The following is a 24,493-nucleotide window of genomic DNA, read 5'->3' as shown; positions in this document are numbered from 1 at the left end:
AGTTCGTCCGTGCCTGGCAGGACGGGGTCAGACCACCAGGCTGAGCGGCAGGATGATCGCGATCGCGACCACCGAGATGAGCGTCTCCATGATCGACCAGGACCGGATGGTCTGGCCGACGGTCATGCCGAAGTACTCCTTGACCAGCCAGAACCCGGCGTCGTTCACGTGGGAGAAGAACAGCGATCCGGCGCCGATGGCCAGCGCCAGCAGCGAGAGGTTGGTGTCGGAGGACGCCGCCAGCGGCGCGATGATCCCGGCGGTGGTGATGGTGGCGACCGTCGCCGAACCCGTGGCCAGCCGGATCGCCACCGCGATCAGCCAGGCGAGCAGGATCACCGAGATCCCCGAGTTCTCGGCCGCCTTCTCGATGGCGTCGCCGATCCCGCCCTCGATCAGCATCTTCTTGAAGCCGCCGCCCGCACCGATGATCATCACGATTCCGGCGATGGGCGCGAGGCTGGAGCCGATCAGCGAGTCGACCTTCTCCTTGGAGAAGCCGCGCAGGTAGCCGAACGTGAACATGGCCACCAGCACCGAGATCGTCAGCGCCGTGACCGGCGCCCCGACGAAGTCGGCGACATGCAGGACCCGGTTGTCCTTCTCGCCCTCCCAGAGGATGTCGGCGACCGTCTTGACCAGCATCAGCGCGACCGGCAGCAGCAGCGTCGCCAGCGTCACGGCGAAGCTCGGCCGGTTCTCCTCCGGACGGTCGTCGCGGGCGATCTCCTCCATCAGCGCCTCGGGCGGGTGCGGCGTGATGCGCGGCCCGATGTAGGCGGCGAACAGCGGCCCGGCCACGATCACCGTCGGGACGGCGACCACGAACCCCCACAGCATGGTCTCGCCGAGGTCGGCCTTGAGCGCGTCGATCGCGATCAGCGGTCCCGGGTGCGGCGGCACCAGGCCGTGCAGCACCGACAGCCCCGCCAGCGCCGGGATGCCGACGGTCAGCACCGAGGCGCCGGTCCTGCGGGCCATCAGGAAGATGACCGGCATCAGCAGCACCACGCCGACCTCGAAGAACAGCGGAATGCCGATGATCATCGCGATCAGCGCCATCGCCCAGGGGAGCCGCTTGGTGCCGGACTTGGCCAGGACGGTGTCGACCACCTGGTCGGCGCCGCCGGAGTCGGCCATGAGCTTGCCGAGCATCGTCCCGAGGGCGACGATCACGCCGACGCCGCCCAGGGTCTCGCCCACCCCGTCGGTGAAGGTCTCGACGACCTTGGACGCCCCGAGCCCGGAGGCCAGCCCCACGAATCCCGAGGCCAGGATCAGCGCCAGGAACGGATGGACCTTGTACCGGGTGATCAGGAAGATCAGCCCGACGATCGCCACGAGGGCCCAGACGACCAGGAGCGTGTCGTGGCCCGTCCAGGCCGCCGCGAGGCTCATCAGGCCCCTCCGTCGCGGTCCAGCAGCCGCAAAATCTCCGCGGTGATCCGGGCGGGGGTCCCGTCGACCGAGACCGTGATCGGGTTCTCGTCGGGGCCGGGCGGCTCCAGGTCGGCGAGCTGGCTGTCCAGGAGCCGGGTCGGGAAGAAGTGCCCCTGCCGGGCCGCCATCCGGCGCGCGATCAGGTCGCGGTCGCCCTCCAGATACACGATCCGGACCTGGGGACGTCCCTCGCACAGCAGGTCGCGGTAGGAGCGTTTCAGGGCCGAGCAGGTCACCACGGCGGTGTCGCCGGCCGCGAGCCGCTCGTCCATCCACGCCGCGATCGCGCGCAGCCAGGGCCAGCGGTCCTCGTCGGTGAGCGGCTCGCCGGCGTGCATCTTGGCGACGTTGGCCGCCGGGTGGAAGTCGTCGGCCTCGGCGTAGTCCCAGTGCAGCCGTCCGGCCAGCAGGGCGCCCACCGTGGTCTTGCCGCTGCCGGAGACGCCCATGACCAGGAGGATCCTGGCTTTCTCATCCGTCACACGGGGACCCTTACCCAGGGTCGCCTATTGATCACCGCGAACGGCGAAACCCCGCCCAGGAGACCTGGACGGGGTTTCGCCTGATGAAGCCGGTCAGTTCTGGCGCGCGGGACGGCGGTCGCCGCCCTCGCGGCGCTGGCCGCCGCCGTACGAGGCGGTGCCGCCGCGACGGTTGCCGTAGCCACCGCCACTGGGGCGACGCTCGCCGCCCCCGTACGAACCGCGCTCGCCACCGGTGTGCGGACGGTCGGTGCCGCTGTGCGTGCCACGGCGCTCGCCGCCGTTGTAGCCGCCCTCGCGACGCTCGCCGCGCGGGGCGCCCTCGCGGCCGCCCTCACGGTAGGGACGGCCACCGCCACGGCCGCCGCCGAAGCCGCGGCCACCGCCGCCACGCCGGCCGCCACCACCACGGCCGCTCGCGCGGCTCGGGCGCTCGGGGATGATCGGGCCCTCGATCGGGATGCCGGACGGCACCCGGGCGCCGGTCAGCTCCGCCAGCGAGCTGTCGCCGGAGTAGACCTTGGTGCGGGGCGCGTTGATGCCCGCGCGGCGGGTCATCGCCGACGTCGAGCGCACCTGGTGCGGCAGCACCAGCGTCACGACGGTGCCGCGCTCACCGGCACGGGCCGTGCGGCCCGCGCGGTGCATGTAGTCCTTGCTGTCGGCCGGCGGGTCGACGTGCATGACCAGGCTGATGTTGTCGACGTGGATGCCGCGGGCGGCGACGTCGGTGGCCACCAGGACGCTGAACGAGCCCTCGTGGAACTCGGCGAGGGTGCGGGTGCGCAGGCCCTGGCTCTTGCCGCCGTGCAGCCCCGCCGCGCGCACACCCGCCTGGGTGAGCTGCTTGGTGAGCCGGTCGACGCCGTGCTTGGTGCGGGCGAACAGGATCGTCCGGCCCTCGCGGTTGGCGATCTCGGCGGTGATGGCCGCCTTGTCCTTGGGCGCCACCAGGAGCAGGTGGTGCTCCATCGTGTCGACCGACTCGTCCACCGGGCCGATGGCGTGGGTGACCGGGTTGGAGAGGTAGCGCTTGACCAGGACGTCGACGTCCTTGTCCAGGGTGGCCGAGAACAGCAGGCGCTGCCCGCCGCGCTGGGCCTGGTCGAGGATGTCGGTGACGTCGGGCAGGAAGCCCATGTCGGCCATGTGGTCGGCCTCGTCCAGCACGACGATCTCGACGTCGCTCAGGTCGCAGGCGCCCTGGCGCATCAGGTCCTTGAGACGTCCGGGCGTGGCGACCACGATCTCCACGCCGCGGCGCAGCGCGTCGATCTGCTTGAACATCGAGGTCTGGCCGATGACGGTCTTGAAGTGCAGACCGAGGCTGCGGCCGAGCGGTTCGAGGTTGGTCTGGACCTGCTGGGCGAGCTCGCGGGTCGGGACGAGGATCAGGCCGAGCGGACGCTTCGGCGCGGCCTTGCGGCCGGCGAGGCGGGCGAGCATCGGGAGGCCGAAGGCCAGGGTCTTGCCGGAGCCGGTCTTGCCGCGTCCGAGGACGTCACGGGCGGCCATCACGTCCGGGATCGCGGCGGCCTGGATCGGGAAGGGCGACTCGATGCCCGAGCGGGCGAGAGCGGAGACGAGGGCCTGGGGAAGTCCCAGTTCGGCGAAGGTGGGACCGGACGTGGCGTCCGGGTAGTCGCCCGACGGGGAGTCGGACATGGGCAGAGCATTGCCAGCAGGCACTGTGGACACGCATTACCTTCCGAGAGGGGGGCACGTCTCGGGAGGCACCACGTTCGACTGAGTGGCCTGCAAGGACGAGCCTGACGCGTTCGGCGTCGTAAGAGTGATTTGTTCAGTCTAACGTCGTCGGCGCACCTGTTTATGCCTGGTTCCCACCAGTGGCGTGCGCCACACCGCTCACAAACGACACTTCGGACCTGTTCCGAGGTGTTCAACGCTCAGCAGGCACAGGCGATTCCGTCGCCCGCCGGGGCGGTGAGCGGGTCGGGGGACCGCCGCGCGACGCCCCCGTCGCCGGTCTCCACCGCAAAGCCCTCGCGCGCCCAGTATTCGAAGCCCCCGATCATCTCCTTGACGGCGTATCCGAGCCTGGCGAACTCCAGCGCGGCCCTGGTGGCGCCGTTGCAGCCGGGCCCCCAGCAGTAGACGACGACCGCCGCGTCACGGTCGACGAGGGAGCGGGCCCGACCGGCGATCTCGGCCGTCGGAAGGTGCAGCGCACCCGGAATGTGACCTTGGTCCCAACTCTCTGCGCTCCGCGAGTCGACGACCACCAGGCCGTCCCTTCCAGCCGCCACGTCGGACGGGTCGGTCTCGTGGGCCAGCTTGGCGGCGAAGTATTCGACGGACATTCGCTCTCCTTTTTTCTCGACGTCCCGATCCTGGCCCGCGCCCGGTGACGCCTAGAAGTGGCAAGAACGCCGTATATCGCTAATATCTCGCCATGCACACCGTCTCGGTGCTGGCGTTCGACGGCATGGCCCCCTTCGAGCTCGGCGCGGTCATCGAGGTGTTCGGGCTCCCCCGTCCCGAACTGGGCATCGTCCCCTGGTACGACCTGCGGGTCTGCGCGGCCGAGCCCGGCCCGCTGCGCACGGTCGGCGGCCTCTCCCTCACCGTCCGGCACGGCCTGGACGACTTCGCGTCCGCCGACACCGTCATGGTCGTCGGCGTCCCCGACATCCGCGCCGACGTGCCGCCTGACGTCGTCACCGCCCTCCGCACGGCCCGCACCCGCGGCGCCCGCCTCGTCTCGATCTGCTCGGGCGCCTTCGCGCTCGCCGCCGCCGGGCTGCTGGACGGCCGCGAGGCCACCACCCACTGGCAGTACGCCGACGTCCTGCGCCGCCGTTACCCGGCCGTCCAGGTGAACCCCGACGTCCTCTACGTGGACGGCGACGACCTGCTCACCAGCGCGGGCAGCGCCGCCGGGCTCGACCTGTGCCTGCACCTGGTCCGCAAGGACCACGGCGCCCGCGTCGCCAACGCCGTCGCCCGCCGCCTGGTGATCCCACCCCACCGCGAGGGCGGCCAGGCCCAGTTCGTCGAGGCCGCCGTGTCCGAACCCGCGTCCGACTCCGTGTCGCGCGCCATGACCTGGGCCCTGGACCACCTGGCCGAGCCCATCACGGTCGCCGCCCTCGCCCGCGAGGCCCACCTGTCCGCCCGCACCTTCATCCGGCACTTCAACCGCCAGACCGGCACCAGCCCCCTCCGCTGGGTCGTCTCCCAACGCCTCCTGGCCAGCCTCCCGTTGCTGGAGGACGGCATTCTCCCCATCGAGGAGGTGGGCGCCGCCGTCGGCTTCGACAGCCCCGCCACCTTCCGCCACCACTTCACCCGAGCGATGAGAACCTCCCCCTCGGCCTACCGCCGCACCTTCCACCGCTGACCCCGAGTCTCCGTGTTGAGGCCCACCAGCCCGATCCAGATGAGCAGAGCACCCAGGGGGAGGAGGTCAAGGTTCACCGTGACCAGGACGAAGCCGAGCGCGACGATGCCCGCCGCCCACCGCGGAGCGCGAGTGACCAGCGCGATGCGCAGCAACAGCACGAACAGACCGACCTCGAAGAGCAGCGGCCCCACGTCGTAAACGACCCGGGGCAGGAAGTCGGGGTCATCGGCGAAGCGCCGGGCGAGCTCCTTCTTCTGCACCGGATCGTCCGCTCGCAACCCGACGACGATGTCGACCACGGCCACCCGAACGAACGCCACCAGCCCGACCAACCCGACGGCGGCCGCGAGATCCGCCGCGCGCCCCGGCACCTTCGCCCGCAGTTCGAGGAGGACCACCCCGTAGAACATCAAGCAGAACAGAAAGAAGAAGTGCCCGACCGTCCAGGCGGTGCCCGGGCCGTAATGCCCGTCGCGCCCATCGAGGATGCGGACCAGGCCGTAGGCGAGCATGCAGGCGGGCGCCGCCAGAAACGAGGCGCGGCCCATCGTCGTGAGGTTCACGGTGACTCCCGGGGGGTTCGATCCCTCCGATCGTCCCCCGGGGAGGCCCGACCCCGGATCACCTCGCAGAGCCGTCTGCGTCCTCACCCACGAGGGGCAGGCACCGGCGACTCCAGAGTCACACCGCCGAGCAGCGAATACGCCCTGATCCTCAGAACGGGAACACCGGGCTCCACCGGCCCGACCGTCTCAGTCTCGCCTCCCCCGAACAGACCGAGCAGGCTGTGCCCCTCAAGCACCACCCGGACACCGCTCGGCACGCAGACCCTGACCCCTCCCACCAGCGACACCCTGGTCAGCGTCACCTCGGGAGCGGCCAGCTCGGCGGCCCTGAGATCCAGGCTGGCCCCACCGACCACGGTCAGCGACACCAGATGGCGGTCCATATGCCAGCGCCCGTACCTGCGCAGGCCACCGACCGGCGACACATGCCATTCGGTCCGCCCCTCCTGGACGTCCCCCGAGTGCGAGGGCAGGTCCTCGACGAGCCGCCGCAACTCGTCCCGCGTCCGGACGAACCACGCCTCCTCAACCCGCTCGCTGTACTCCCCCAGACTCAGCACACCCGCGCCACAAGCCCACTTGAGCCGCGCCACAACAACATCCCGCTCGCCGTCCGCGACCCACCCCCTCCGCCGCCCGGAGCGCCCCGCCACACCACGACCTTCCATGCGCCCCCCTTACCCCCAGAGCACAAGATCGACCGCCCCCACCAACCCACCCCCGCAAACCCCCACCCCACACCAACCACGGCACCAACCCAGCCGCAGAACATCACCCACGCCCCCCAGGGCCCGACCGGAATCCCTCGGCAGACAGCCGCGAACGCAGGCACGAGCCCCGGCCATCCGAGCACGCAGGCGCGAGCCCGGCCAGCCCGGCGCACAGGCACGGAGCCTCGCTCAACCCGGCGCGCAAGCGCGGACCCCAGCCAGCCCGGCGCGCAAGCACGAGCTCGGGTTAGCCCGGCGCACAGGCACGAGCCCGGTTGGCCAAGCACCCAAGCGCAAACCCCGTTGACTGAGCACGCAGGCGCGAGCCCGGCCAGCCAGGCGCGCAGGCACGGAGCCTCGGTCGACCCGTGGCGGAGGTGCGGACTCCCGGCCAGCCGAGCACGCAAGCGCAAGCTCGGATTAGCCCCGGCCCGCAGGCACGAGCCCCGGCCAGCCCGGCGCACAGGCACGAGCCCGGTTGGCCAAGCACGCAGGCGCAAACCCCGTTGGCTGAGCACGCAGGCGCGAGCCCGGCCAGCCGGGCGCGCAGGCGCGAGTCCCGTGTTAGCGCGCAGGCGCGCACCTCGGATACCCGGGGCGCGCAAGCACGGATCCGGTCAGCCCGGCGCGCGGACACGGAGCCCCGGTTAGCCAAGCGCGCAAGCGCGAGCCCGGTCAGCCGGGCGCGCGGCGCGAGTCCCAGCCAGCCGAGCATGCAGGCGCGAGCCCCGGCCAGCCAGGCGCGCAGGCGCGAGCCCGGTTAGCCGGGGGCGCAGGCGTGAGTCCTGTTGTTGGCTGGGCGCGCGGGCGTGGACCTCGGTTAGCCGGGCGCGCGGGCGCGAGTTCCGGTTAGCGGGCGGCTACCTTTACTGGGACGCGCATGCAGAGTTCGACGAAGGAGCCGCTGGTCACGGTGGCGCGGACGGTGACCGTCCGGCCGGCGAAGAAGCCGCTGGGACGGATCGTCCCGCCGGCCTTGTAGCGGACGCCCTTGCGCAGCGGACCGATCTTTCCGCTGGCGATGGGGAACTGCCCCATGCGCGTCTCGGCGACGAATCTGAACTTGGCGCTCGCGGCGCTGCGGGCCGGGATGAACGAGGCCGTGACCGTGACGTTCCGTCCCGCGACGACCCGGACCGGCGGCCGTCCCTTGTGGCCGCTGACGTTGACCTTGAGCCCGCGCGCGTATCCGCCGCATCGCTCGATCGGCCCGACCTCTCCCGCCGACGCCATCGGCGCCGCGAGCCCGCCCGTCAGGACCACGCACACCGCCGCACCCAGCAAGCCACGCTTCGAGACCATCCCGTGCCCCCACTCTCGTCACTTTTTGTGCTTACTTCGACACAGAACGTGACGCTAGCATCCACCTCCGCCATTCAGGAACCCCGGCCAACTGAGCTGGGCGGATCCCCCTCGTGGTTGGGGCCCAGGGCCCTGGGCGGCCCCTGCCATCGCCAGTAAGCTCACCGCGACCACATGTGACGACGACATTCTGAGCTGGGGGAAGCTCGCGTGAACGGACCAGGAGGCCCACCACCCTGGAACCAGGGCTACCCGCCCCCTCGGCCGCCGGGCCCGCCGCCCGTCCCGCCGCAGGGTTGGCGTCCTCCGCCGCAGGGCCCGCCGCCCTGGCATCAGGGCCCGCCGCCCCCTCCTCCACCGCACTGGCAGCCCGGCCCGCCGCCTCCGCCGCGTCCTCCCACACGCTTCAGACGTTTCCTCCACGTGGTGTCCCCGATCGCGGCGGCCAAGAAGGTCTTCCATCCGCATCGTGAAGACCGCATCGTCGACCCGACGGTCAGGAAGCTGCAGTTCTTCAGGGCCTGGGCGGGCCTGGTCGTGACGGTCCTGGTCCTGCTGATCTACACGCAGGCCGCGCCCAAGGACATCGCGGACGAGCGCATGGACAAGCTCTGGATCAACATGCTGGCCACCATGTGCGTGGTCCCGGTCGTGGTCGCCGCCTTCATCCTCGCGTCCCGCGATCCCAACCGCGGTTCGTTCCTGCGCCGCGCCGGGCGTCCCCTCCTGTCCGTGGTCGCACTGTTCGGCACCGCCTTCGTCTTCCCGCTCACCATGGCGCCCGAGCTCAAGGGCTTGCGCGGCCTGTTCGATCCTGTCGCCCCCGTAATGAAGCCCGTCTTCTTCGTGTGGATGCTCTGCTGGCTGGTGCCGTTCTTCTTCTACGGCTTCTTCCTCTGCCTGACGCACGTCTTCCGGACGGTCGACATCCACGAGCTGGTGCCGCCGCTGATCTCGGTCAGCCTGGCCTGGGTCCTGACCCTGATCGACGTGATCAACGACTCCAACAAGGGCGTCCCGCCCGGGCTGAGCCTGGCCCTCCTCCTGGGCGCTCCCCTTTCGGTGACCGCCCTGGCGGCCTTCGAGACCCACCGCCTCCGCAAGTTCCACGCCATAACCCTGCGCAACACCCTGCTCAGATAGGCGCGCTATCGCGGGGGCTCGGCGAAGACCATGCGGTGCCCGCGTGCCGTGTCCGCGTACTCGCGGACCCGGTGGATCAGCCCGTCCCGGAGGTCGAAAACGAAGCAGTAGTCGTTGACGTAGGGGTTGCCGTTGGCGAGCGTCGCCGTCATGGTCGCCTCCACGGTCACCCGCTCGCCGTCGGTGTGCGATCCGTGGAAGGCGAGGGCGAGGTCTCGGACGAACAGTCGGGGCAAGTCCTCGGCGAAGAAGCGCGCGATCGCCGTCCTGCCCACCATGTGGTCGGTCGCATTGAGCGCGACGGCGGTGGCGTTCCCCGGGGGCGACAGCCATTCGGCGTCCTCGGTGAAGACCGCGGCGATCCGGTCGGGGTCGCCGCCTGCGAGCGCCTCGAGGGCGTCCTGAATGATGCTCTGGCTCATGGCCCAATACCACCGCCATCGCGCGCCGACGTATTGGACAAATGTTCCGATCGCCCCGCTCCTACCATGGGGCCATGAAGCGCGGGGCCGTGGCCGGATGGGACGTCACACGCCCCCGGGTGCCCAGCCGGACGGCCGGTGTCAGCATGGCCGGGTTCCACAGCCGCGGCGAGGGCCCGATCGATGTCCGGGTCGTCCCGCACCCGGCCATCACCCTGGTCCTGGAGTTCGGCAACGGTCCGCTGGTCGTGGACACCGCCACCGGACGTCAGCAGCGCGGAAACCTCGTCGCCGGGTTCCTGCACAACGCGATGCGCGTCCGGGGCGAGAACATCGAGTGCCTCCAGGTGCGGCTGTCCCCGCTGGTCGCACGCACCGTGCTCGGCACGTCCCCCTCCGACCTCGACCACACCGTCGTCACCCTGGACGACCTATGGGGCAAGGACGCGACGCAACTCCAAGAGCAACTCGGCGAGACCACGTCTTGGCACGACCGCTTCGCGCTGACGGAGGCACTGCTCACCTGCCGAGCAGCAAAAGGACCGCACGCTGACCCCCGGGTGGCCTGGGCATGGAACCAAATAGCCGCCACCCGAGGCCAGGCCCGGATCGAGGACCTGGCGGCCGAGCTCGGCTGGAGCCGCAAGCGCTTGTGGTCCCGCTTCCGTTCCCAGATCGGCCTCCCACCCAAGCGCGCCGCGAGGCTGGTCCGCTTCGACCACGCCGCCCACCGCCTGGCCACTGGCGAAAGCCCAGCCCGGGTGGCCGCCGAAAGCGGCTACGTCGATCAGTCCCACCTGCACAGAGACGTCCAGACCTTCACCGCCGTAACCCCAGCCACCATGGTCACCCAACCCTGGCTGGCAGTGGACGACCTAGCCTGGACGAAACCAGCCGCAAAGGCACCGGCCCCCGCATGACTGTTGCGGATCAAGGTGTGGAGAGGGTTCTAGGGGCCTCGAAGGGATTCCTACCTGGGGTGGAGCCACGGGGATTCGAACCCCGGACACCTGGCTTGCAAAGCCAGTGCTCTGCCAACTGAGCTATGGCCCCCTGGGTGAGGTCCGCGCCTTCGGCCTGGCCGATCCGGCGGAACCGGGACGATCGTACACCGTCGTTACAGCATAGGCGGCCCCGCTCAAGCCCGAACCAGCCTCGTCAAGCCAACCCCTCGGAGCGCGTAGCGCGTCCGGCTCGCAAGCTCGCAATCCGCGTCGGCGGACGAGCGCGGGCTTGCCTCAATGTGACGAAACGCTGAGCCACGGAACACCGCGCCGCTGATGCGGAGGGCGCCGGAACCAAGGTGCGAAACGCGGAGCGTGCGTGTGCGGAGCGCAAGCGCGGAGGTTCGAGAGCGAAGTGCGGGTGGGGATGCGAATGCGGAGCGCGTGGGTGCGCGGGGGCGAATGCGCGCGTGTACGCATACGGAGGGCGCGGCGCGAAACGCGCGGGGTGTGAGACGAGAGGTGCGGACCGCGAGGTGCGCGGGACGCGAATGCGAAGGGTGCGGGACGCGGAGTGCGCAGCACGGACCGCGAAGTACGAAGTGCGAGGGCCTGGGGCGGGGCGCAGTTTCGAAGGCGCAGCGCGGAGGGCGCGGGAGGGGGTGCGAGGGTGCAAGAGGCGCGCGTTGGGGCGAAGTGCGGGTGGGGATGCGAATGCGGAGAGTGGAGCACTGGCTTTGCAAGCCAGGTGTCCGGGGAGCGAAACGCACGGGCGCAAAAACGGGGGTGCGAAGGGAAGGGGGAGCGCGGGGCGCGAATTGCGGGGGAGCTTGGGGGATGCCGTGTGGGGCGGGTGGGTGGGGTTATGGGGTGGTTGTTGTTAGGGGTTTGGGGGGTGGGGTGGGGTTTTGGGGGAGGACGAGGGGTGGGAAGTCGGTGATGCTGGGGAGGATGTGGGTGGCGCCGGCGGCGGTGAGGCGGGGGGCGTCGTGGGCGCCGGTGAGGACGCCGGCGACGATGGAGGCGCCGGAGCGGCGGCCCGCGAGGATGTCGTTCTCGGTGTCGCCGCAGACGGCGATGTCGCGGACGTCGTCGATGCCCAGGCGCAGGGCGGCCGAGAGGATGAGGTCGGGCCAGGGGCGGCCGCGGCCGCCGTCTTCGGGGCAGAGGGCCATGTCGGCCAGGTTCCACCAGCCGAGCGTGTCGAGCACGCGGCCCAGGGTGCGCCGACTGAAGCCGGTGAGCAGGCAGACTTTGATACCGGCGTCGGCGAGCCGCTGGAGCGCGGTCTCGGCACCGGGTACGGGAGCGAGGCCCCGACGGTCGACGAGCTGGTCGTACGACCGTTCGAATGACAGGTTCGCGGCCTGTGCGCGGGCCTCGTCCTCGGCGAACAGCGTGCGGAAGATCTCGATCTTCGAGCGGCCTCGGCCATCGGCCACCCGCGCCATGGCGCGCTTGTGAGCGCCGGTGCCGGAGACGATGCCGAGGCTGGCGATCGCCTCGGCGAAAGCCGTCTCTACTATGCCGCCGTCGGCGACCGTGGTCCCGGCGAGATCGAGGCAGGCGACGGTTGTCCGCCCTGCTCCGCTCACGCCGGGGCCTCCCTCGAAGTCGGTCTCCCGTCCGCCGCGGGACTACTACTCAGGTGTCTTCAGCTGTCGGTGGACGTGGCCTCGGTCCACAGGTCCAGCTCGGCGCGGTCCTGCTGCAGCCGGCGCCAGACAACGAAGCCACCGAGAGCGACAACAGCGAGAACGAGCAGCTTCTTCACGGTGGGGACCCCTTCACCTCGACTATGAAGCCAAGCTCGGGGGAATGATTCGGATCGGATTGCTCTCCCCCAAGCTCTCCGCAGCCTAGCAATCCATCGCGGACGCTCCGCACCCGCTCTCGATTATCGGACGAATCGTCCAATCGAAGGGGGTGCCGGTGCCGTTGCTGTGGCGGTCCCGCCATCTCGCCGGACGCGCCGTCCCGCCGGATAATCCGAGGAACGAGGGTCAGGGAGAACCCATGAGGGCAGAGGACGACTTCGGGCTCTGGGAACGGGAGCTGCGGGCGAGATCGCCGGAGGTCGAGGGCTCGAGCCCGCGCGGCCTGGTCGTGGTCGCGGCGCTCACGGCGGCGGGGTGCACGGCTCTGATCACGACGGGGCAGACGCCGCTCGGTGTGGCCGGGCTGGTGCTGTCCTCGATCATCCTGCTGCTGTGGCGGGCGGGACTGTAGAGACGGCCGGTTGTGGCCTTCGGGCGCATGGCATCATCGCGGCATGGAGCTGCGCGGCGCGAAAGTACTGCTGACAGGGGCCTCCGGCGGGATCGGTCAGGCCATGGCCAGAGCGTTCGGCGCGCGAGGGGCCGAGGTGGTGCTCACCGGACGCCGGGTGGACGTCCTGGAACCGCTGGCCGAGCGGCTGGGCGGACGCGCGATCGCCGCCGATCTCACCGACCCGGACGCGGTCGAGCGGCTGCTGGACGAGGCGGGCGGGGTGGACGTGCTCGTCGCGAACGCGGCGCTGCCCGCGTCGGGCCCGCTGTCGGACTTTTCGATCGAGCAGATCGACCGGGCGCTCGGGGTCAATCTGCGCACGCCGATCGTGATGGCCAAGCTGGCGGGCGAGCGGATGGCCGAGCGGCGGCGCGGGCATCTGGTTTTCGTCTCCTCGCTGGCGGGGAAGACGGCGTCCGGCCATGCCTCGCTCTACAACGCGACCAAGTTCGGGCTGCGCGGCTTCGCGCTGGCGCTGCGCGAGGACATGCGTCCGCACGGCGTCGGCGTGTCGACGGTGTTCCCCGGGTTCATCCGGGACGCGGGGATGTTCGCCGAGGCCAAGGTGGAGCTTCCGCGCGGTGTCGGGACGCGGTCGCCCGCGGACGTCGCCCGCGCGACGATCCGGGCGATCGAGAAGAACCTCGGCGAGGTCGACGTGGCGCCGCTGGGGCTGCGTCTGGGCGCGCTGTTCGGTGGGGTGGCACCCGGCGTGGCCGCGGCCGTCCAGCGGCGGATGGGGGCCGACAAGATCACAACGGGCCTCGGTGAGAATCAGCGGGACAAGCGTTGAAAGATACGGGGGAGAAAGCATGAGTGACAGCGGTTCCTTCGCGCTGGGCGGTGACCTGCCGGTCAACCGGCTCGGCTACGGCGCGATGCAGATCACTGGCCCGGGCACCTGGGGCGAGCCCGCCGACCGGGACGAGGCCGTCCGGGTCCTGCGGCGCGCGGTGGAGCTGGGCGTCACGCTGATCGACACGGCCGACTCCTATGGCCCGTTCGTCAGCGAGGACCTGATCGCCGAGGCGCTGCGCCCCTACCCGGACGATCTGGTGATCGCCACCAAGGGCGGATTCACCCGCCCGGGGCCGGGCGTCTGGCAAGAGGTCGGACGGCCGGAGTACCTGCGGCAGTGCGTGGAGATGAGCCTGCGGCGGCTCGGGCTCGACCGCATCGACCTCTACCAGCTGCACCGGATCGACCCGCAGGTGCCGCTGGCCGACCAGCTCGGGGTGCTCGGGGAGATGCGGGACGAAGGCAAGATCCGGCACGTGGGGCTGTCGGAGGTCTCGGTCAAGGAGATCGAGGAGTCGCGCGGGCACGTCGAGGTCGTCTCGGTGCAGAACCTCTACAACCTCACCAACCGCAAGTCGCAGGACGTCCTGGAGTACTGCGAGCGTGAGGGGATCGGCTTCATCCCGTGGTTCCCGCTGGCCACCGGGAAGCTGGCCGCGAAGGGCGGCGTCCTGGACGAGGCCGCGGGACGTCGCGGCGTCAGCCCCGCGCAGCTCGCGCTGGCGTGGCTGCTGCACCGGTCGCCGGTGATGCTCCCGATTCCCGGCACCTCGAAGGTGGCGCATCTGGAGGACAACCTCGCCGCGGCGCGAATCGAGCTCTCGGAGGACGAGGTCGCCCGGTTGTCTTCGCTCAGCTAGGGACAAAACCGGATCTTCTCGGCATAATCCGGCTCAGCCCGCATGATCAGTGGGCTGAGCCGGAGGAGGTCCGTGCATGTGGATCCGTTCGAGCGCCGCCGTCGTCGCCGCGGCCGCGTTGCCCCTGACGATGCTCACCCTTCCCGCCCGGGCGGACGACGCCAGGGTCGTCCCCATCCAGGTCACCGGTGCCCCGTCCCAGCGCTTCAATCTGGTGATCATGGGTGACGGATACACGGACCAGGCCAAGTTCCGCGCCCATGTCGACAAGCATCTCAACGATCTCTGGACGATCGAGCCGTTCAAGTCCTACCGCAGCTATGTCAACGTCTACGCCGTCGAGATCCCGTCCCGCGAGGACGGCGTCAGCTGCGACCCCGCGCTCTCCTCGCCCCGCCGCGAGACCCCGCTGAAGATGGCGTTCTGGGGCGGCTGCAAGGAACAGGGACCGCAACGCCTGCTCACCATGGACTCCGGCGCCGCGAAGAAATACGCCGATCTCGTCACCGGAACCACGTCGGGAAATCGTCAGATCCTTGCCCTGGCCAACAGCGACACCTATGGCGGAGCGGGCGGTGAATACGCCACCGCGTCCGGCGGCAACGCCCTCTCGGCGCTCATCACGCCGCACGAGCTCGGCCATTCCCTCGGCGGGCTGGACGACGAATACGACTATTACCAGCGCGGCGTTCCCGGCGGCACCTACACCGGCTCCGAACCCGCATCGATCCACCACACGCTGCTGTCCGAAGAGCAGTTGAAGGACCAGAAGAAGAAATGGTGGCGCTGGCTCGGTGAACCCAGCGAATCGGGCGGGACGATCGGCCGCTACGAAGGCGGGCTCTACCACACCAAGGGCGTCTGGCGTCCGAGTCGCCATTCCATGATGAAGACGCTCGGGTACTACTTCGACCAGCCGTCCCGCGAGCGCATGACCCAGCGGATCTCCGCCAAGGTCAACCTGATCCAGGCGCACACGCCGTCCGACGCCCCCGTGGGCGCCGACCGGACCCTGTGGCTGGAGACCATGCACCCCACGGGCCACCAACTGGACGTCACCTGGACGGTCGACGGCAAGCCCGCGGGCAAGACCCACGACCTGTACCTGCGCGCCCTCCAGCTGCGGCCGGGCGTCCACGCGGTCAAGGTCACCGTGGTCGACCCGACCGCGTTCGTGCGCGACCCGCAGATCCGCGACTCGGCGGCGCTCACGCAGACCCGCACCTGGACGGTCGACACCCGCGTCAAGACGCCGCCCTCGGACGTCCCGGAGGACTTCACCTCCTCCACCCCGACCGACCGCGCCGTCGGCGCCGAGGACGTCGTCTATGTCGAGACGACCCACCCCGTCCGCAGGTCGCCCCGAATCCGCTGGGAACTCGACGGCAAGAAGGTCCACGCCGACCGGGACCTCGACCTGTCGCGTTTCACGCTCACCCCGGGAACGCACAAACTCACCGCGCAGGTGGGCCAGAAGAAACTCACCTGGACCATCGACGCCAAGGCCCCCGCGGTCACTTACGAACTTTCCAAGCCCGCCGAATCGACCCCGGGCGAATACACCTTCGACGGCCCCTTCACCATGCGCCTCAGCGCGTCCGACGACCGCCCGGGAACGGTCGTCTCGGAATTCCGCGTGGACGGTGACGGCTGGTACAACTACTTCGGCTGGCCCACCGATTCCAAGGCGCCCTTCCTCTTCACCGAGAACGGCACCCAGATCGACCACCTCACCTACGGAAAGCTCGGCAAGGGCCGCCACACCATCGAATACCGGGCCATCGACCCGGCCGGAAACACCTCGGCCCCCAAGAAGTTCACCGTGACGCTCCGCTGACCCACCCGGGCGCGCGCCTCCCCCGAAGGCGCGCGCCCCACCCGGCGAACCCTCGAACCGAGCCGCCCGGGACCGTGTGGGTTAGCGGGCTCGGGCCGGGAAGATGTGGCGGAGGCGCCAGTGGGTGGCGTCGCGCGCCAGTTCGGCCACCGCCACACCGGACGTTCCCGTGATGCGCACGCGGTAGACGCGCGGTTCGGGGGACGCGCCGTAGGTCTTCAGGATCTCGTCCACCGTGTAGCGCGCGCCGCGCCATTCGTACGCCGTGAGCCGTCCGGACGGGTCGTGCTCGGCGCGGATCGGCTCGTTCAGAAGGTGCCCCATAGGCTTGCGAGCGTAGCATCAATTCGAACGAATGTTCGGCCCGACCCTCATGTCGATCACGGATCGAAAGCGCGGGCACGTGGTGAAGTCGTCGTGCTCACAGCTCAGTCCGCGCTCGATCATCTCCAGGGACGCCTGCGCGTCGGCGATGCGGCGCACCAGCTCGTCCCGCTGGCGGCGGAGCACCTCCCGGCGCTCGGCGGGGGTGCGGTCGGCGAGCATGTCGGCGATCGCGGGCAGCCCGAGCCCCGCCTCCTTGGCCTTGAGGATCACCGCGATGCGGTAGAGGTCGTCGGTTCCGTAGCGACGCCGGTCGCCGGGCGCGCGCTCGGGCGCGAGCAGCCCGACGGACTCCCAATGCCGCAGCACGTGGGTCGCCAGCCCGAAATGGGCCGCCGCCTCACCGATGCTCATCCTGGCGCTTGACTTCATGTCGACATTAAGTCGCAGCCTGGGTTCCATGTCCATTGACCAGCTCGTTGCCATGCTCGACGCCTTCGACCGGCTGCCCGCCGCCGCGACGCTGCGCGAGCGCTCCTACGACCTCCTGCGCCTCGCGCCCGGCGACCAGGCCGCCGACGTCGGCTGCGGCGCCGGCCTGGCCGTCGCCGAACTGGCCGGCCGCGACGTCCGCGCCGTCGGGCTCGACGCCGACCCGGCGATGATCAAGCTCGCCGGGGAGCGCGTCCCCGAAGGCGACTTCCGCGTCGCGGACGCCCGCGACCTGCCCTTCGAGACCGCGAGCCTCGCGGGCTACCGGGTGGACAAGGTGCTGCACGCCCTGGACGATCCCGAGACCGCGATCGCCGAGGCCCACCGAGTGCTGCGCCCGGGTGGCCGGATCGTGGTGCTGGGCCAGGACTGGGACACCATGGTGATCGACTCGGATCGTCCCGAGCTGACCAGGACGATCGTCCACACTCGCGCGGACGCCGTCCCGAGCCCCCGGGTGGCCCGTCGGCACCGCAACCTGCTCCTGGACGCGGGCTTCGAGGAGGTGACGGTCGAGGTCCACACCGGGACGTTCACCACCGGCGCCCTGCTCCCCCTGCTTTCCGACATGGCCGAAAGCACCTGCTCGACGGGCGCCGTATCGGCCGCGGACGCCGACGCCTGGGCCGCCGAGCAGCGCGAACGCGCCCAGAGCGACCGGGTGTTCATCGCCGTCCCTATCTTCCTGGCCGCCGCCACCCGGGGCTGACACCCCGGCGGGACGGGTACGACGAAGGCATGATCAATGGGGCTCATGTCATCTTGTACAGCGCCGACGCCGAGGCCGACCGGGCCTTCGTCCGCGACGTCCTCGGCTTCCCCCACGTGGACGCCGGCAACGGCTGGCTGATCTTCAAGCTGCCACCGGCGGAGCTCGCCGCGCACCCGACCGACGGCGAGCCCAAGCACGTGTTCACCCTGATGTGCGACGACCTCGACGGGACGCTCGGCGACCTGTCCGCCAAGGGCGTCACGATCTCCCAGCCCGCGTCGGAGGCGGGTTGGGGCCGCCTGGCGACCGTCAGGCTCCCCAGCGGCGCCGACCTCGCCATCTACGAGCCCCACCACCCCACCGCCCACAGCCTCTGACCCCGTTTCTCGGGGGTCCGTCATCCACAGGCTGGGGGTCCGGGGATGCACAGGGGCTGGGCTGTGGGATGGGCCGTTCAGGGTGGGTGATTCACAGCGGAATCCCCAGGAGGTGGGGTTTTCGGGCTCGTCCGGGTGGGCGCTTGTGGACGAACGTTGCTCGTCCACAGAATCCACAGGGTGTGGATAACCGTCCCGCACATGCTGGGGGTCACGGTCTTCCACGGGTGTTCCCCAGGTCGTACCCAGGGCCCGATCCGGTTGTCCACGCCGTGGATAGGCCGACGACCAGCGGTTACGGCGGTTCCGCACCGCCGTTGCCCACAGGCCGCGCACATCATGTGGGTTATGCGGAGTCCACAGCGGTGGATCGCCGTCGCCCACCGGATGTCCCCAGCGAACGGTGTGTGCACGTAACGATCTCGGGGGCGGCGGGCGGCCACCAGCCGACACTCCGGCGATCAGAAACGCCACCGGTCGGCGCGACGTCGGCGTCCATCAGAAACGCCAGCGGGTCGGCACGACGTCGGCGTCCATCGGGAAGGCGAACGCCGTAACGGGGACCACTTCGTATGCGTCGTAGGGCGGCGGGCCCGCGGTGGGGGCGCCGTCGGTGTCGTGGAAGGCGCCGTGCCGGGGGGTCGGGTGCCAGTCGTACTTGGACGCGTACCCGGCGGCGATGCGCCGGAGCGCCTCCTCGTCGGTGACCTTGGCGGCGGTCCCCTCCACGACGACGTCGATGCCGTCGGCGTGGGCGGTGACGACGCAGTGCGCGTCCCGGGCCAGGTTCCTGGCCTTCCGGGACGTCGCGTTCGCCACGAAGTGCAGCCCGCCGTCCGTCCAGACGGCGAGGACGGGGACGACATGCGGCCGCCCGTCGGCGCGGACGGTCGCCAGCCAGTACCCGCGGGCCCGGGCCAGGCGCCCGCTCGCCTCCGTCCACTGGGCGGGGGTGCCACCGCCGGGCAGATACGGCTCTTCCGTGATCGGATTCCGGTCAGTCATCATTCGGCCTCCTTGTCCCGGTGGTGATGACCCGGAGGAGGCCGGGAAATCATCGTTCGTCGTCCAGCGTCGCCTCCAGGTCGTCGAGCCGGAGCAGCGCGTCGGCCAGCTCGGCCCGTTCGGCCTCGGTGAGCGCGATGCCCCTGAGCCGGGTGACCAGCTCGCGGGCGAGCGCGAGCTCGTCCAGCTGGAGCGCCACGGCGGCGCGCAGCACGAGGGCCTGGACGAGCTCCGGGGTGGTCGGCGAGGCGTCCGACTCCAGAAGATGGTCGAGGATCCTGGCGGCCCCGGCCGGATCCTCCTTGGAGTCGACGAACAGGTGGGCGGTGTGCAGCGCCTTGGCGACCTTCTCCTTGGGGACGGGACGATGCTCGAAGGTCTCGGCGATCGGCTGCCCGATGCGGAGCTGGTTGCCGCTGGGGTCGGTCAACAGGAACTGCCTGACGCCATAGGACATGTCCTTGAGCGGCCCGATACGGGGCAGGCCCCGGGTGGGAATGCGTCCCAAGGACTCCTTCAGCCCCGCCCTGAACTCCTTGTACAACGTGTCGACATCGGTGGTCACGATGTAGCAGGAGTGCAACATCGACGGCTCGTAGCCCTTGATGCCCGCGAACTGCATCTGGATGTCACCGCGTCCCACGGCCAGGTAGGGGTAGGGCCTGGCCTGGTAGAAGGTCTGCTCGAATCCGAGGGCCCGGTAGTAGTCCCAGGTCTCGTCCACCGACGTGCACGGGAACAGCGGAATCATTTGCTCACCCATGCCGCGAGGCTAGGTCCCGCCCACCTGCTAGTCAAGTTTGAATAGCCCGAAGGTCGATCGCCGCCGCGAGGGCATGGTGACCGGCGTCGTTGGGGTGCAGGCCGTCCATGAAGACATAGCCCGGACGCGGCATCAGCCGGTCGGCGGGGTCCGACAGCGTCCCGGCGGCGTCCACGACGGAGTCGTACTCGCCCCCGTCACGAATCCAGGTGTTCAGTTCCTGCCGCACCCGCTCGATCTCCTCGCTCCAGAACGGGAACAGCGCGCCCTTCATGGGGCCGAGGGTCACGCCGACGACCTTCACCCCCCTGGCGCGCGCCTGGCGGATCAGCTCCCGGTGCCCGTCGATGAGCTGCCGCGCCGTGACCTTGGGCGCGGGCTTCACACACGGGTTGCCGGCCATCGGCGCCGCCAGGTCGTTGGCACCCAGATGGACGATCACGGTCCGGACACCGGGACGGTCGAGCACGTCCCGGCGGAACCGCGAGACGGCCTTCTCACCACCGCACGCCGAACTGTTCAGCAGCTTGGCGCTGCCGATGCCCGCGTTGACCAGCCCGGACGGACGTCCCGCCGCCGCGAGCCGCTCGGCCAGCCGGTCGGGGAAGCGCGCGTCGGCCTCCGGGGTCGTCCCGACGCCGTCCACCAGCGAGTCGCCGAAGGCCACGACCGTGCCGGACGCCCCCGCGACCTCGACCCCGCTGAGGTAGTACCAGGCGCCGGTCGACTGCTTGAACGCGTCGGCGGGCACGTCATCGAGGTGATCGCCCGAGGCCCGGTACGACTTGGTGAGGGCGAAGCGATGGAACGTCGCGGGCCCGGTCGGCCCGGTGAACCGCGTGGTCACGGCGAGCCGCTCCAGGGGCGAGACCGCCAGCGGCACCGGATCGCTGAGCACCTCGCGCCCGGCCGGAATCACCACCGACGCCGACGTCCCGAAGGTCAGCCTCCGGCTGCTCCTCGGCCAGACCACCGCACCTCCGGCGGACCGTCCCAGCGCCGCCCCTGCCACCTTGAGCGGACGGGTGCCGTAGACGTTCGACAGCCGGATCCGGACCTGGGAACCGCCCGTTCCGACCCGGACGACCTGGCGCAACGAGTGGTCGCCGAAGCCCTTGACCGACCAGTTGGGCCCGGAGTCCTCGTCGCCCGCGACGGGCGGCTGCATGGCCGCCCCCCAAGCCCCGGCCCAGGCCGGGCCCTTCGTGGCAGAACTCAGCGCGGCCGACGCAGCCGGACGCCCGCTCTCCACCTGGACCATTCCGGCCACCAACGCGACCGCCGCGAGCGCCCCGACCGCGACCTTGGCGACCCGATCGGACGGAGTGGGAAAGTTCATACCCAGATCCCACCGCACCCCGCCCCCCGAATCAGCAGGGCAGCCCCCAAACCCCATCCGGGGGCAAACCCCACCACCCCCTACTCAAGAGCCCCGCCAAACACCCCACCCAATCCACCATCCGCGAACCAGACCCGATCCCCCCAAGCGAGCCGGGCCCAAACCACCGCCCGCGAACCAGACCCGATCCGCCCAAGCGGGCCCGGGGCCCAAACCTCACGCGGGGCCAAGGCCCAACCCTTCATACGCGAGCCGGGCCAAACCTCACACAGGGAAGGGGCCCGACCTCACCTCTGCCGGGCCAGGCTCGAACCTCATGCAGGGGCCAAGGCGCGATCGAGGGCGTCCTCAACATGGATCCGGGTCGAGTCGAAGACGGGCAGCGAGCTGTCGTCCGGGCCGATCAGCAAGGTGATCTCGGTACAGCCCAGAATGACCGCCTCCGCGCCCCGCTCGGCCAGTTCACCAATGATCCGCCGGTACTCCGCCCGCGAAGTCTCCTCCACGCGACCAAGCGTGAGCTCGCCATAGATGACCTCGTGCACGATCCCCCGATCGACCTCCCCGGGGACAACGATCTCGATCCCATGCCGCCGCATCCGCTCCCGATAGAACTCCATCTCCATCGTGAACCGCGTGGCCAACAACCCGACCTTGCGCATCCCAGCCGCGGCGAAGCCGGCCGACGGGTCGAGGGAGTTTGCTTTCGGGGGCAGGTTGGACCCGGCGGGCAAGTTGGGCCCGCCGGGCAAGTTGGACGCGGCGGGCGGCTTGGGCCCGGCGGGCAGGTTGGACGTGGTGGGCGGCTTGGGCCCGGCGGGCGGCCTGGACGTGGTGGACGGGCTGGACGCGGTGGGCAGGTTGGACCCGGTGGACGGGCTGGACGCGGCGGGCAGGTTGGGCCCGCCGGGCAAGTTAGACGCGGCGGGCGGCTTGGGCCCGGCGGGCAGGTTGGACGTGGTGGACGGCTTGGGCTCGGTGGGCGGGGTGGGCAGGTTGGACGCGGTGGGCAGGTTGCACGCGGTGGGCAGGTTGCACGCGGTGGGCGGGTTGCACGCGGCGGGCAGGTTGGACGTGGTGGGCGGGTGGGGGTGGATTCGGGTGGCTGTGCTGTCGACGAGGTGGACGAAGCGGTCGCCGACGCGGCGTTCGATCTCGTCCGCGACCGCGTGCATCGTGTTGGTGCAGAGCAGGATGATCTCGGCGCCCGCGGCGTGGAGGGTTTCGGCCGCGTCGCCCAGGATCTTCCCGGCGGCGTCCCAGTCGCCGGACCGTTGCAGCGCCTCGATCTCGGCGAAGTCGAGGCTGCGGAGCAGGAGCTGCGCGCAGTGGTGTCCGCCGAGCCGCTCGCGCGCGCCCTCGTTGAGGAGCCGGTAGTACTCCGCCGAGGACTCCCAGCTCATGCCGCCTATCAGGCCGATCGTTCGCATCATTCCGCCATCATGACCACCCCTCAGCGACCCTAGGTAGACCTGGGTTTCTAGGAGGACACCCAAGCGATACTTATGGCATGGACGTCCAGCGCCTGCTCATCCTCCGGCAGATCGCCCGTTCGGGATCGATCGCCGGGGCGGCCCGCGCCCTCGGCTGGACGCAGCCGGCCGTGAGCCAGCACCTGCGCACCCTCGAACGCCAGGCCGGGATGCCGCTGGTGGTGCGGCGTCCCCGGGGGATCCAGCTGACCGAGGCGGGCGCCGTGCTGCTCGGGCACGCCGACGCGATCGCGACCCGGCTGGACGCGGCGTCCGGCGACCTCGACGCGCTGGCGCACCTGCGCGGCGGGACCGTCCGCGTGGCCGCCTTCCCCTCCGCGAGCGCGACGCTCGTGCCCCAGGCGATGGGACTGCTGAACCGCGACCACCCCGGGCTGGACGTCCGGCTGCGCGAAGCCGAACCGCCCGAGGCGCTCGAACTGCTGCGCTCGGGCGACGTCGACCTCGCGGTGACGTTCTCCCACGCGTCCGACAACCCCGACCTGCGAAACGTCCGGCTCGCCGAAGACCCCGTGCGATTGGTTCTACCAGCCTCGTCCGACAAACCGTCCGGGCTGGCCGCGCTCGCCGACGAGAAATGGATCGCGGGATGCGAGCGCTGCACGGCGCACCTCGTCCAGGCGTGCGCGGAGGCGGGTTTCGTTCCCGACATCAGGCACGGCACCGACGACTATGTCGTCACCCAGACCCTGATCGCCCAGGGGCTGGGCGTCGGTCTGCTCCCCGGCCTGGCCCTGGACGCCTTCCGCCACCCGGACGTGGCCGTCCACGATCTCCCAGGCCTGCCGCCGCGCGTCCTGTACGCCGTCCACCACCATGAGGCCGACCGCATCCCGGCTGTCCACGCCACCGTCCAGGCCCTCACCCGGGTGGCCGCCGCGGCCGATTGAGCCGGACGCCGCCGGGCCTCGGGTCAGAGGGTGAGGACGATCTTGCCCGTGGTGCGGCCCGACTGGCCGAGCTGGTGGGCCTTGATCACGTCCTCCAGGGGCAGGACGGTCTCGACGTGGGGACGGAGGCGGCCCGCCTCGACCAGGGAGGCGATCTCGCGGAGGCCCGCGTGGTCGGGTTCGACGATCAGGAAGAGGGCGCGCAGCCCGAGCGCCTCGGCCTGGGGCGCCAGCTGAACCTCGGCCGAGGACGCGAGGGACACCACGAGACCGCCCGGACGAAGGGTGCGCAGGGAGCGCGGGCCGTACTCGCCGCCGATGGCGTCGATCACGACGTCGACCCCGTCGAGGATCTCGGCGAAGTCGTCGCGGGTGTAGTCGATGACCTCGTCGGCGCCGAGCGCGCGCACGAAGTCGTGCTTGGCCGCGCGGGCCGTCCCGATGACGTGGGCGCCGCGGGCCTTGGCGATCTGCACCGCGAGGTGCCCGACGCCCCCGGCGGCGGCGTGGACCAGGACCCGCTGCCCTTCTCGCACGACGGCCGTGTCGGCCAGGGCCTGCCAGGCGGTGAGGGCCGCGACGGGCAGTGCGGCGGCCTCCACGTGCGACAGGTTGGACGGCTTGCGGGCGAGATGGCGGGTCGGCGACACCACGTACTCGGCGTACGTACCGGCGGGACGGGGAAGGTTCGGCATCCCGTAGACCTCGTCCCCCGGGGAGAAGGCGGTGACGCCGAGGCCGACCTCTTCGACGACGCCCGAAAGGTCCCAGCCCAGCGGAACCGGGACGTCGCTCAGCAGCCCGCCGGACTCCCGGTGCCACCAGTCGGTGGGGTTGACCCCGGCCGCGTGCACCCGGACCAGCACCTCGGACGGTCCTGGCTCCGGCCGGTCGACCTCGACGAGCTTCAGTACCTCGGGCCCACCGAGAACGTCCTGGGAAATAGCGCGCATCATCTC

Annotated in this window: 27 protein-coding genes and 1 tRNA gene; 10 read left to right on the top strand and 18 right to left on the bottom strand. The window is 70.7% G+C overall.

Annotation, left to right across the window (positions count from 1 at the left end):
- Positions 1 to 27: 27 nt before the first annotated feature.
- From ACQPY4_RS00350 to ACQPY4_RS00335, 4 genes are all read right to left on the bottom strand, one after another.
- Entirely contained in the window at positions 28 to 1,398 is a 1,371-nt protein-coding gene (locus ACQPY4_RS00350; protein ID WP_433331120.1) for a gluconate:H+ symporter, read from the bottom strand.
- A complete protein-coding gene (locus ACQPY4_RS00345; protein WP_433331118.1) occupies positions 1,398 to 1,922 on the bottom strand; it encodes a gluconokinase in 525 nt (174 codons plus the stop codon). Before ACQPY4_RS00345 ends, ACQPY4_RS00350 begins: the two co-directional genes overlap by 1 nt.
- Before the next feature lie 93 nt (positions 1,923 to 2,015).
- Complete coding sequence (locus tag ACQPY4_RS00340; RefSeq protein WP_433331116.1) at positions 2,016 to 3,587, bottom strand: DEAD/DEAH box helicase; 1,572 nt, start codon at positions 3,585 to 3,587, stop codon at positions 2,016 to 2,018.
- Positions 3,588 to 3,829: 242 nt separating this feature from the next.
- Complete coding sequence (locus tag ACQPY4_RS00335) at positions 3,830 to 4,243, bottom strand: rhodanese-like domain-containing protein (protein ID WP_433331114.1); 414 nt, start codon at positions 4,241 to 4,243, stop codon at positions 3,830 to 3,832.
- A gap of 92 nt (positions 4,244 to 4,335) precedes the next feature.
- Here ACQPY4_RS00335 and ACQPY4_RS00330 point away from each other — a divergent pair, with 92 nt between their 5' ends.
- Positions 4,336 to 5,283, top strand: coding sequence for a helix-turn-helix domain-containing protein (locus ACQPY4_RS00330; protein ID WP_433331112.1), 948 nt, complete (start codon positions 4,336 to 4,338; stop codon positions 5,281 to 5,283).
- On the opposite strand, the gene ACQPY4_RS00325 is transcribed toward ACQPY4_RS00330, so the two are convergent.
- The 3 genes from ACQPY4_RS00325 to ACQPY4_RS00315 all read right to left on the bottom strand — a co-directional run bounded on the left by ACQPY4_RS00325 (position 5,259) and on the right by ACQPY4_RS00315 (position 7,864).
- Entirely contained in the window at positions 5,259 to 5,849 is a 591-nt protein-coding gene (locus tag ACQPY4_RS00325; RefSeq protein ID WP_433331110.1) for a hypothetical protein, read from the bottom strand. The two genes, ACQPY4_RS00330 and ACQPY4_RS00325, sit on opposite strands and share 25 nt — an antisense overlap.
- A gap of 83 nt (positions 5,850 to 5,932) precedes the next feature.
- Positions 5,933 to 6,520, bottom strand: coding sequence for a DUF1707 SHOCT-like domain-containing protein (locus ACQPY4_RS00320; protein WP_433331104.1), 588 nt, complete (start codon positions 6,518 to 6,520; stop codon positions 5,933 to 5,935).
- 891 nt (positions 6,521 to 7,411) lie between these two features.
- Positions 7,412 to 7,864: a hypothetical protein gene (locus ACQPY4_RS00315; RefSeq protein ID WP_433331102.1), complete on the bottom strand. Its 453-nt coding sequence runs from the start codon at positions 7,862 to 7,864 to the stop codon at positions 7,412 to 7,414.
- A gap of 426 nt (positions 7,865 to 8,290) precedes the next feature.
- Here ACQPY4_RS00315 and ACQPY4_RS00310 point away from each other — a divergent pair, with 426 nt between their 5' ends.
- Positions 8,291 to 9,007 carry a hypothetical protein gene (locus tag ACQPY4_RS00310; RefSeq protein ID WP_433331100.1) on the top strand — a complete coding sequence of 239 codons (717 nt, stop codon included), beginning with the start codon at positions 8,291 to 8,293 and terminating at the stop codon, positions 9,005 to 9,007.
- Between the two features lie 5 nt (positions 9,008 to 9,012).
- Here the strand turns inward: ACQPY4_RS00310 and ACQPY4_RS00305 are convergent, their stop codons facing one another.
- On the bottom strand, positions 9,013 to 9,429 hold the full coding sequence (locus ACQPY4_RS00305) for a nuclear transport factor 2 family protein (RefSeq protein WP_433331098.1): 417 nt from the start codon (positions 9,427 to 9,429) through the stop codon (positions 9,013 to 9,015).
- Between the two features lie 74 nt (positions 9,430 to 9,503).
- Between ACQPY4_RS00305 and ACQPY4_RS00300 the strand changes: the two genes are divergently transcribed.
- Positions 9,504 to 10,349, top strand: a complete 846-nt coding sequence (locus tag ACQPY4_RS00300; RefSeq protein ID WP_433331096.1) for a helix-turn-helix domain-containing protein — start codon at positions 9,504 to 9,506, stop codon at positions 10,347 to 10,349.
- A gap of 60 nt (positions 10,350 to 10,409) precedes the next feature.
- Here ACQPY4_RS00300 and ACQPY4_RS00295 read toward each other — a convergent pair.
- The 3 genes from ACQPY4_RS00295 to ACQPY4_RS00285 all read right to left on the bottom strand — a co-directional run bounded on the left by ACQPY4_RS00295 (position 10,410) and on the right by ACQPY4_RS00285 (position 12,147).
- Positions 10,410 to 10,482: transfer RNA gene (locus tag ACQPY4_RS00295), tRNA-Ala, on the bottom strand.
- A gap of 754 nt (positions 10,483 to 11,236) precedes the next feature.
- The gene (locus ACQPY4_RS00290; RefSeq protein ID WP_433331094.1) at positions 11,237 to 11,968 is read right to left on the bottom strand and encodes an HAD-IA family hydrolase; all 732 of its coding nucleotides are present in this window, start codon (positions 11,966 to 11,968) and stop codon (positions 11,237 to 11,239) included.
- 59 nt (positions 11,969 to 12,027) lie between these two features.
- Entirely contained in the window at positions 12,028 to 12,147 is a 120-nt protein-coding gene (locus tag ACQPY4_RS00285) for a DLW-39 family protein (protein WP_211245696.1), read from the bottom strand.
- A gap of 242 nt (positions 12,148 to 12,389) precedes the next feature.
- Between ACQPY4_RS00285 and ACQPY4_RS00280 the strand changes: the two genes are divergently transcribed.
- From ACQPY4_RS00280 to ACQPY4_RS00265, 4 genes are all read left to right on the top strand, one after another.
- Positions 12,390 to 12,602: a hypothetical protein gene (locus tag ACQPY4_RS00280; RefSeq protein ID WP_433331091.1), complete on the top strand. Its 213-nt coding sequence runs from the start codon at positions 12,390 to 12,392 to the stop codon at positions 12,600 to 12,602.
- 43 nt (positions 12,603 to 12,645) lie between these two features.
- Entirely contained in the window at positions 12,646 to 13,437 is a 792-nt protein-coding gene (locus tag ACQPY4_RS00275) for an SDR family NAD(P)-dependent oxidoreductase (protein WP_433331089.1), read from the top strand.
- Positions 13,438 to 13,456: 19 nt separating this feature from the next.
- Positions 13,457 to 14,302, top strand: coding sequence for an aldo/keto reductase (locus ACQPY4_RS00270; protein ID WP_433331087.1), 846 nt, complete (start codon positions 13,457 to 13,459; stop codon positions 14,300 to 14,302).
- A gap of 76 nt (positions 14,303 to 14,378) precedes the next feature.
- On the top strand, positions 14,379 to 16,139 hold the full coding sequence (locus ACQPY4_RS00265; RefSeq protein WP_433331085.1) for a M64 family metallopeptidase: 1,761 nt from the start codon (positions 14,379 to 14,381) through the stop codon (positions 16,137 to 16,139).
- A gap of 81 nt (positions 16,140 to 16,220) precedes the next feature.
- On the opposite strand, the gene ACQPY4_RS00260 is transcribed toward ACQPY4_RS00265, so the two are convergent.
- Together ACQPY4_RS00260 and ACQPY4_RS00255 are read right to left on the bottom strand one after the other, a co-directional pair.
- Positions 16,221 to 16,463, bottom strand: a complete 243-nt coding sequence (locus ACQPY4_RS00260; protein WP_433331083.1) for a hypothetical protein — start codon at positions 16,461 to 16,463, stop codon at positions 16,221 to 16,223.
- An 18-nt stretch (positions 16,464 to 16,481) separates the two neighbouring features.
- Entirely contained in the window at positions 16,482 to 16,877 is a 396-nt protein-coding gene (locus tag ACQPY4_RS00255) for a MerR family transcriptional regulator (protein WP_433331081.1), read from the bottom strand.
- A 46-nt stretch (positions 16,878 to 16,923) separates the two neighbouring features.
- Here ACQPY4_RS00255 and ACQPY4_RS00250 point away from each other — a divergent pair, with 46 nt between their 5' ends.
- Both ACQPY4_RS00250 and ACQPY4_RS00245 read left to right on the top strand, forming a co-directional pair.
- A complete protein-coding gene (locus ACQPY4_RS00250; protein WP_433331079.1) occupies positions 16,924 to 17,664 on the top strand; it encodes a methyltransferase domain-containing protein in 741 nt (246 codons plus the stop codon).
- Positions 17,665 to 17,693: 29 nt separating this feature from the next.
- Positions 17,694 to 18,044: a VOC family protein gene (locus ACQPY4_RS00245; protein ID WP_433331077.1), complete on the top strand. Its 351-nt coding sequence runs from the start codon at positions 17,694 to 17,696 to the stop codon at positions 18,042 to 18,044.
- Between the two features lie 498 nt (positions 18,045 to 18,542).
- Here ACQPY4_RS00245 and ACQPY4_RS00240 read toward each other — a convergent pair whose 3' ends face one another.
- The 4 genes from ACQPY4_RS00240 to ACQPY4_RS00225 form a co-directional block, all read right to left on the bottom strand.
- Entirely contained in the window at positions 18,543 to 19,052 is a 510-nt protein-coding gene (locus tag ACQPY4_RS00240; protein ID WP_433331075.1) for a pyridoxamine 5'-phosphate oxidase family protein, read from the bottom strand.
- Positions 19,053 to 19,098: 46 nt separating this feature from the next.
- Entirely contained in the window at positions 19,099 to 19,812 is a 714-nt protein-coding gene (locus ACQPY4_RS00235) for a bleomycin resistance protein (RefSeq protein WP_433331073.1), read from the bottom strand.
- A 31-nt stretch (positions 19,813 to 19,843) separates the two neighbouring features.
- The gene (locus ACQPY4_RS00230; protein WP_433331071.1) at positions 19,844 to 21,151 is read right to left on the bottom strand and encodes an SGNH/GDSL hydrolase family protein; all 1,308 of its coding nucleotides are present in this window, start codon (positions 21,149 to 21,151) and stop codon (positions 19,844 to 19,846) included.
- 314 nt (positions 21,152 to 21,465) lie between these two features.
- On the bottom strand, positions 21,466 to 22,584 hold the full coding sequence (locus ACQPY4_RS00225) for an amino acid racemase (protein ID WP_433331069.1): 1,119 nt from the start codon (positions 22,582 to 22,584) through the stop codon (positions 21,466 to 21,468).
- Positions 22,585 to 22,661: 77 nt separating this feature from the next.
- Here ACQPY4_RS00225 and ACQPY4_RS00220 point away from each other — a divergent pair, with 77 nt between their 5' ends.
- Positions 22,662 to 23,534 carry a LysR substrate-binding domain-containing protein gene (locus tag ACQPY4_RS00220; protein ID WP_433331067.1) on the top strand — a complete coding sequence of 291 codons (873 nt, stop codon included), beginning with the start codon at positions 22,662 to 22,664 and terminating at the stop codon, positions 23,532 to 23,534.
- A gap of 23 nt (positions 23,535 to 23,557) precedes the next feature.
- Here ACQPY4_RS00220 and ACQPY4_RS00215 read toward each other — a convergent pair whose 3' ends face one another.
- Complete coding sequence (locus ACQPY4_RS00215) at positions 23,558 to 24,487, bottom strand: NADP-dependent oxidoreductase (RefSeq protein WP_433331065.1); 930 nt, start codon at positions 24,485 to 24,487, stop codon at positions 23,558 to 23,560.
- Positions 24,488 to 24,493 lie beyond the last annotated feature (6 nt).

Origin of the sequence: Spirillospora sp. CA-294931, from assembly GCF_050946795.1 — a bacterium.
Lineage (GTDB): Bacteria > Actinomycetota > Actinomycetes > Streptosporangiales > Streptosporangiaceae > Spirillospora.
The sequence above is the reverse complement of the archived record's forward strand: the minus strand, read 5'-3'. Positions and strand labels throughout refer to the sequence as shown.